The 6,458-nt window shown below is 37.3% G+C and carries 6 protein-coding genes; 5 read left to right on the top strand and 1 reads right to left on the bottom strand.

The genetic code is table 11. From position 1 onward, the window contains the following. Positions 1-49: 49 nt before the first annotated feature. Positions 50-952: a LysR substrate-binding domain-containing protein gene (locus tag RG571_RS11500; protein WP_002319209.1), complete on the bottom strand. Its 903-nt coding sequence runs from the start codon at positions 950-952 to the stop codon at positions 50-52. A gap of 185 nt (positions 953-1,137) precedes the next feature. On the opposite strand from RG571_RS11500, the gene RG571_RS11495 reads away from it, so the two are divergent. The 5 genes from RG571_RS11495 to RG571_RS11475 all read left to right on the top strand — a co-directional run bounded on the left by RG571_RS11495 (position 1,138) and on the right by RG571_RS11475 (position 5,916). Then, the gene (locus tag RG571_RS11495; protein ID WP_258430279.1) at positions 1,138-1,707 is read left to right on the top strand and encodes a DUF177 domain-containing protein; all 570 of its coding nucleotides are present in this window, start codon (positions 1,138-1,140) and stop codon (positions 1,705-1,707) included. Between the two features lie 57 nt (positions 1,708-1,764). Beyond that, positions 1,765-1,944, top strand: a complete 180-nt coding sequence (gene rpmF / locus RG571_RS11490) for a 50S ribosomal protein L32 (protein ID WP_002290970.1) — start codon at positions 1,765-1,767, stop codon at positions 1,942-1,944. 169 nt (positions 1,945-2,113) lie between these two features. Then, positions 2,114-3,535 (top strand): NADP-dependent phosphogluconate dehydrogenase, encoded by a 1,422-nt coding sequence (gene gndA / locus RG571_RS11485; RefSeq protein ID WP_002295350.1) that lies wholly within the window; start codon positions 2,114-2,116, stop codon positions 3,533-3,535. Between the two features lie 192 nt (positions 3,536-3,727). Next, on the top strand, positions 3,728-4,414 hold the full coding sequence (locus RG571_RS11480) for a response regulator transcription factor (protein ID WP_002290973.1): 687 nt from the start codon (positions 3,728-3,730) through the stop codon (positions 4,412-4,414). Then, positions 4,411-5,916 carry a HAMP domain-containing histidine kinase gene (locus RG571_RS11475; RefSeq protein ID WP_308947702.1) on the top strand — a complete coding sequence of 502 codons (1,506 nt, stop codon included), beginning with the start codon at positions 4,411-4,413 and terminating at the stop codon, positions 5,914-5,916. Before RG571_RS11480 ends, RG571_RS11475 begins: the two co-directional genes overlap by 4 nt. The last annotated feature ends 542 nt before the right edge of the window (positions 5,917-6,458 follow it).

The following is a 6,458-nucleotide window of genomic DNA, read 5'->3' as shown; positions in this document are numbered from 1 at the left end:
ACAACAGCTATCTAATTTAGCTTAATAAAAAATAAAAACAGCTCTTCTTTTACGAAGAGCTGTTTTTTTGTGCTGTAACGAATTCATGGATAACTTGGACTACTTGTTCTTGAAGAGGCGTGACGATCTGCTGTGTTCGTTTTGCCAATGAAATCAAGAAGCGAGGCTGAACTTCATCTGAAAGAGGGAGGCAAACTAAATGATCTTCAGGATGGACAGCAATCTCTGCCAAAAAACCGATACCCACATTTTCTCGGACCATACTCTTTAAAATCGTCAAGTCATTGCTTTGATAAACAACTTTTGGATGAGTATGTGTTTGTTTAGAAAGCTTAGTGAATGCTGCGGGGTGGACATAATGTTCGTTCAATAGTACAAACTGTTCATCTGCTATATCTTTGAAAGAGACAGTATCCTGCTTGGAAAGAGGATGTGTAGGTGGCACGACGATCATGAAACGTTTGTCCAAAAGTAACTCTGTTTCTAAATATTGATCCACGATTGGCTGTGTTGAGCCTAATACAGCTAAATCGATCCTCCCTTGTCGGATCATCCCGTATAAGTCCCGAGAGCCTCCATCGGTAATCTCAATTTGATTCATCAATTCATGCTTGATAAAGTAACTTGACAGTTTAGGAAAGTATTCATTGCCGATAATAGGAGGCATCCCAAAACGAAGCTTTTTCTTTTGCAACTGAGTGATTTCAGCTCTTGCAGTAGAAATCTCTTGGAGAATGGTTTGTGCATGGAGAAACAGCTGCTTTCCAGAAGGCGTGACGATTAAATCGTGATGCGATCGATCTCTTGTAATAAGTACGGTATCAAACTCTTTTTCAAGACGTTGTAATGCATATGTAATAGTAGGTTGGCTCACACGGAAATAATTAGCCACTTTCGTAAAGTTTTTTTGTTTGACGATTTGGACATAGTATTCGATATCTTTCGTGTTCATGAAGATCATCCGCTCCTTTAATGGAATAATGATTATTGTAAATGATTCTGAGGGTGATAGCAAACAGAGGCTTTCTAATAAAGATTTTTCTGTTTTTTTATGAACTGCAAGGTGTCAAGAAAATTTCATTGACAACATGCTTTTTGCCCTGTATAATTGCTTTTGTTGCTTAGGAGTGATGAAAAATGAAATGGTCTTTATTGGAATTGAGAAAATACCAGGAGACACCGTTAACTTTTCATGAGACGCTCGACTTGAAAGCCGCTCTCATGAAGCGAGACAATTTAATACTTGATGTTGCGCCAGTGGAAGTCGAAGGTTTGGTCTCAGTTGATAAGAAAGGCTATATCGTTCATTACACTGTGCAGACGACTTTGACAGTTCCTTCAACACGTTCACTAGAACCTGTTGAACTGCCCATGGATTTTTCTGTAGACGAAGTATTCATGACAGAAGAACAATTCCAAAGTAGAGATGAACAAATGTCTGCGGATGAGATTTTGCTAATTGAAGGTCCATTATTGAATTTAGCAGAGTCGATTGAAGACAACATCTTATTGGCGATTCCAATGCGGGTATTGACAAAAGAAGAGAAAGCAGCAACAGAACTTCCAAAAGGCAATGATTGGGAAGTTGTTTCCGAAGAAGAATACCAGCGCAGAAAAATGGAAGAAGCCGAGAATAAAATTGATCCTCGTCTTGCAAAACTATCTGAACTTTTTGATTCTAAATCAAAAGACGACGATAACAAGTAAGATTGGAATATATTGTGTCTAATTTAGATACAAGACTTTACAAGGAGGTGTAGCAAAATGGCAGTACCAGCTAGAAGAACATCAAAAGCTAAAAAAGCAAAACGTCGTACACACTACAAATTGACAATCAAAGGGTTAAACGAATGTCCAAACTGTGGTGAAATGAAAAAAAGCCATCACGTATGTGCAAATTGTGGTTACTATGATGGTAAGGACGTAATGTCAAAAGAAGCTTAATACATTTTAATTAGAAAATGTAAAACCTCAAGGCTAACCATGGAGCCTTGAGGTTTATTTTTTTGTAGTCGGTAAATAAAAAATATGTTGTTCTTTAGTTTGCAATGTAGCCGTGTTAAGCTATAATGTAAGAGATTAGGGAGAAATCCCGTATGTAGGAGGAGTTCATATGTCAAAACAACAAATCGGCGTTGTCGGTATGGCCGTTATGGGTAAAAATCTAGCCTTGAACATAGAAAGCCGCGGCTATTCAGTGGCTTTATTCAATCGTACAGGGGCTAAAACAACCGCTGTAGTAGAAGAACACCCAGATAAAAATTTCAAAGCAACATATACAATCGAAGAATTTGTAGAATCTATCGAGAAACCACGTCGGATCTTGCTAATGGTCAAAGCAGGACCGGCAACAGATGCAACAATCCAAGAGTTACTTCCTCACCTTGATAAAGGCGATATTTTGATTGACGGAGGAAATACATTCTTTAAAGATACGATGCGTCGTAATGAAGAGTTAGCCAACTCTGGCATCAACTTTATCGGTACAGGCGTTTCCGGTGGTGAAGAAGGAGCTTTAAAAGGACCTTCAATCATGCCTGGTGGACAAAAAGAAGCCTATGCGCTAGTTGCACCAATCTTAGAGCAAATTTCTGCAAAAGCAGAAGACGGAGCACCATGTGTCACATATATTGGCCCAAATGGAGCCGGACATTATGTGAAAATGGTACACAACGGTATTGAGTATGGAGATATGCAACTGATTGCTGAATCTTATGACTTAATGAAGAATATTTTAAACCTTTCAGTAGAAGAAATGGCTGATATCTTTAAAGAATGGAATCAAGGCGAATTAGACAGCTATTTGATAGAAATCACTGCTGACATTCTGACACGTAAAGACGATGAAGGAACAGGTAAACCAGTAGTAGATGTGATCCTTGATGCAGCTGGGAATAAAGGAACAGGTAAATGGACAAGCCAAAGCGCGCTTGACTTAGGTGTGCCACTTCCATTGATCACTGAATCTGTATTTGCCCGCTATATTTCTGCTTATAAAGAAGAACGCGTACAAGCAAGCAAGATTTTATCTCGTACGAACGATTTTGAGTTCACGGGAGACAAAAAAGAATTGGTCGAAAAAATCCGAGAAGCGTTGTATTTCAGTAAAATCATGAGTTATGCCCAAGGATTTGCTCAATTACGTGTCGCTTCAAAAGAATTTGATTGGGACTTGCCATTTGGTGAAATCGCAAAAATCTGGCGCGCTGGATGTATCATCCGAGCTCGATTCTTGCAAAAAATTACGGATGCCTATGACAAAAATCCTGAGATCGAAAATTTATTGCTAGATGATTACTTCGTTGAAATCACGAAAAAATATCAGCAATCAGTCAGAGACGTCGTTGCCTTGGCTGTCCAAGCTGGCGTACCTGTACCGACTTTCTCATCAGCCATCGCTTACTTCGATTCATACAGAGCAGAACGTCTGCCTGCAAATATAATCCAAGCCCAACGCGATTACTTTGGCGCACATACCTATGAACGTGTCGACAAAGAAGGAATCTTCCATTACTCATGGTACCATGAAGAATAATAGTCTTTCGGCTGTTAGGAAATGAGAAAATAAAAAGAGGACGAAAGAGCTGAAGTCGATTGTTATGAGTAGACTTCAGCTCTTTTTTAAAATTGCTATCCATGATAAAATGACTATAGATTTTTAAGCATATTATCGGTATAATGATAGAGTTTTTAAAAAGCCAGTAGAATAGAAAGGATAAAATAATAAATGAGCAATATTCTAATCATTGAAGATGAAAAGAACTTGGCACGATTTGTCGAGCTAGAGTTGAAGCATGAAGGGTATAACGCAGAAGTCCACTACAACGGCCGAACTGGTTTAGATGCGGCATTAAATAATGAGTGGGATGCCATATTGTTGGATCTGATGCTCCCAGAATTGAACGGTTTAGAAGTCTGCAGACGTGTACGCCAAGTCAAAAATACACCAATCATTATGATGACTGCAAGAGATTCTGTGATCGATCGTGTATCTGGACTTGACCACGGAGCAGATGACTACATCGTCAAACCATTTGCTATCGAAGAATTATTAGCACGTCTTCGTGCATTGTTGCGTCGAATCGATATTGAAGGCGATAAAAATGTGGCTAAACAAACTACTATTACTTATCGCGATTTGACTATCGAAAAAGAAAACCGTGTCGTACGTCGCGGAAATGAAGTAATTGAACTAACAAAAAGAGAATACGAGTTGCTGCTTACTTTAATGGAAAACGTGAACGTGGTATTAGCACGTGACGTTTTACTAAATAAAGTGTGGGGATACGAAACAGAAGTTGAAACAAACGTAGTGGACGTATATATTCGTTATCTTCGCAACAAAATTGACGTTCCCGGGGAGGAAAGCTATATCCAAACTGTACGCGGAACAGGTTATGTGATGCGCTCGTGATAAAGCCGAAAAAATCGGAAAAAAGAGAACTGAAAGGGCCCTCCTTGACAATCAAGTGGGCCTTTGCGAGTTCTTTCTTCATATTCGTTGTGTTTACAATTTTCGCTGTCATTACCTATAAATCATCTATCAATCTGATTGTGGCAAAAGAAAGAAACAATGTAGAGCGTACGATTTCAGAAGTAGCTTCTCGTTTGGCTAACTCGGATGAAGAACTGACATTAGTAAATACGTATCGTAATCTGACGAAAGCGACAAATGACGGAGATGAGGTCGTAGATCATACTTCACTGGTCGAAGGAAACTTAATGAAGATCGATTCCTTTATAGCTGAGCTAGGGCAGCCATCAATGGGTCTTTATGTTTATGATTTGGACGAGAACTTGATTTTTAAAACCCATGAAAACAGTCGAAACCTGATTCAGACTACTCGTAAAGTGCCAACGATCGTTACACTAGAAGGAAAAACTGGCTTTTTATCTATCCAGCCTATATATTCTAAAGGTACAAGAGAAAAGATTGGCTATGCGCAAAGCTTCTATGAATTATCTTCTTTCTATGATATCCGAAATAAGCTATTATTGACTCTTATTGTTTTAGAAGTTGTTTCTTTGATCTTAAGTAGTATTTTAGGCTTCTTTTTATCTTCTTATTTCTTAAAACCACTCAAGGTACTCAGAGATACAATGGATACTATAGGTAAAGATCCGCAATCAGATATCCACATGCCTGAAATCGACACAAATGATGAATTGGCAGATTTAGCTGAAATATTCAATGAGATGCTTGACCGTATGCGTTTGTATATTGAACAACAAGAGCAATTCGTGGAAGACGTATCTCATGAGTTAAGGACACCTGTTGCAATTATTGAAGGACATCTTAGTCTGCTAAATCGTTGGGGGAAAGATGATCCTGAGATATTAGAAGAATCATTAAGCGCCAGCATGCAAGAAATCAGCCGTATGAAAAGCTTAGTTCAAGAGATGCTAGACTTATCAAGAGCAGAACAAGTAGATGTTCATTATGCGAATGAAACAACTAAAGGAAAAGAAGTCACCTATCAAGTTTATAATAATTTCAAGATATTATATCCAGACTATGTGATCACTTTAGATGATGATTTGATAAAAGAAGTGACCCTGCAAATTTATCGTAATCACTTTGAACAATTAATCATTATCATATTGGATAACGCAGTAAAGTATTCAACTACACGAAAAGAAGTCCATATCTCTATTTCTTCCACTCTGAATGAATTTGAGATCGCGATTCAGGACTTTGGCGAAGGAATACCCAAAGAAGACCTTAATAAGATCTTCAATCGTTTTTATCGAGTGGATAAAGCAAGAGCTAGAACGAAGGGTGGAAATGGTCTGGGGTTGTCTATCGCTAAACAACTGGTTGAAAACTATAAAGGACGTATCTTAGCAGAAAGTGTAGTAGGGCAAGGGACAATTTTTAGAATCTTTATTCCTATCGCAAAGGCAGAAGACAAGTAAAGCATGTGCTTTACTTGTCTTTTTATATATCCAACAAAGAATAAGGTACAAAATACAAGCAAGTGAGAAATTCAGGGATGTCATTATAAAAAACTAGCGAACAATTAAATAGAATAACATCCGTTAATTAAATGTAAGTAGCTTTTAGATGAACGAAAAAACAATAAAATACTGTAATATTCGTGTTTAAAAATAATAAATAAAAATAGGGAATTTTCTATTGCAATTTTATAAAGAGATTGCTATATTATTATTTGTTCTAAATGATTCCTTTAAGGTGTCACTAAAAATTATAAAAAATAGTGTTGACGCACTTTTGATGTCATGTTATAATAACGAAGTCGTTTAAATGAGATAGCTAATAAAGCTTGATTTTATCGAAAAAAACTTCAAAAAAGTTATTGACAAATAACAATAAAGATGATATGATAATCAAGTCGCTGCTAATGAGTGATAAAGACGTTTAGAAAAAATAAACAAAGAAGTTGTTGACATTCTCTTTTGAATCTGATAAGATTAAAGAGTTGTTGAAACAAAAAGAT

Source organism: Enterococcus sp. FR204, assembly GCF_031143325.1.
In the GTDB taxonomy this organism is placed as follows: domain Bacteria; phylum Bacillota; class Bacilli; order Lactobacillales; family Enterococcaceae; genus Enterococcus_B; species Enterococcus_B faecium.
Note: the sequence above shows the minus strand (reverse complement) of the source record. Positions and strands in the feature narration are given on the sequence as shown.

Excerpts from the sequence above, each read along its gene's own strand:
- RG571_RS11500 (WP_002319209.1), bottom strand. The coding sequence starts at position 952 with ATGAACACGAAAGATATCGAATACTATGTCCAAATCGTCAAACAAAAA.
- RG571_RS11495 (WP_258430279.1), top strand. The coding sequence starts at position 1,138 with ATGAAATGGTCTTTATTGGAATTGAGAAAATACCAGGAGACACCGTTA.
- rpmF (WP_002290970.1), top strand. The coding sequence starts at position 1,765 with ATGGCAGTACCAGCTAGAAGAACATCAAAAGCTAAAAAAGCAAAACGT.
- gndA (WP_002295350.1), top strand. The coding sequence starts at position 2,114 with ATGTCAAAACAACAAATCGGCGTTGTCGGTATGGCCGTTATGGGTAAA.
- RG571_RS11480 (WP_002290973.1), top strand. The coding sequence starts at position 3,728 with ATGAGCAATATTCTAATCATTGAAGATGAAAAGAACTTGGCACGATTT.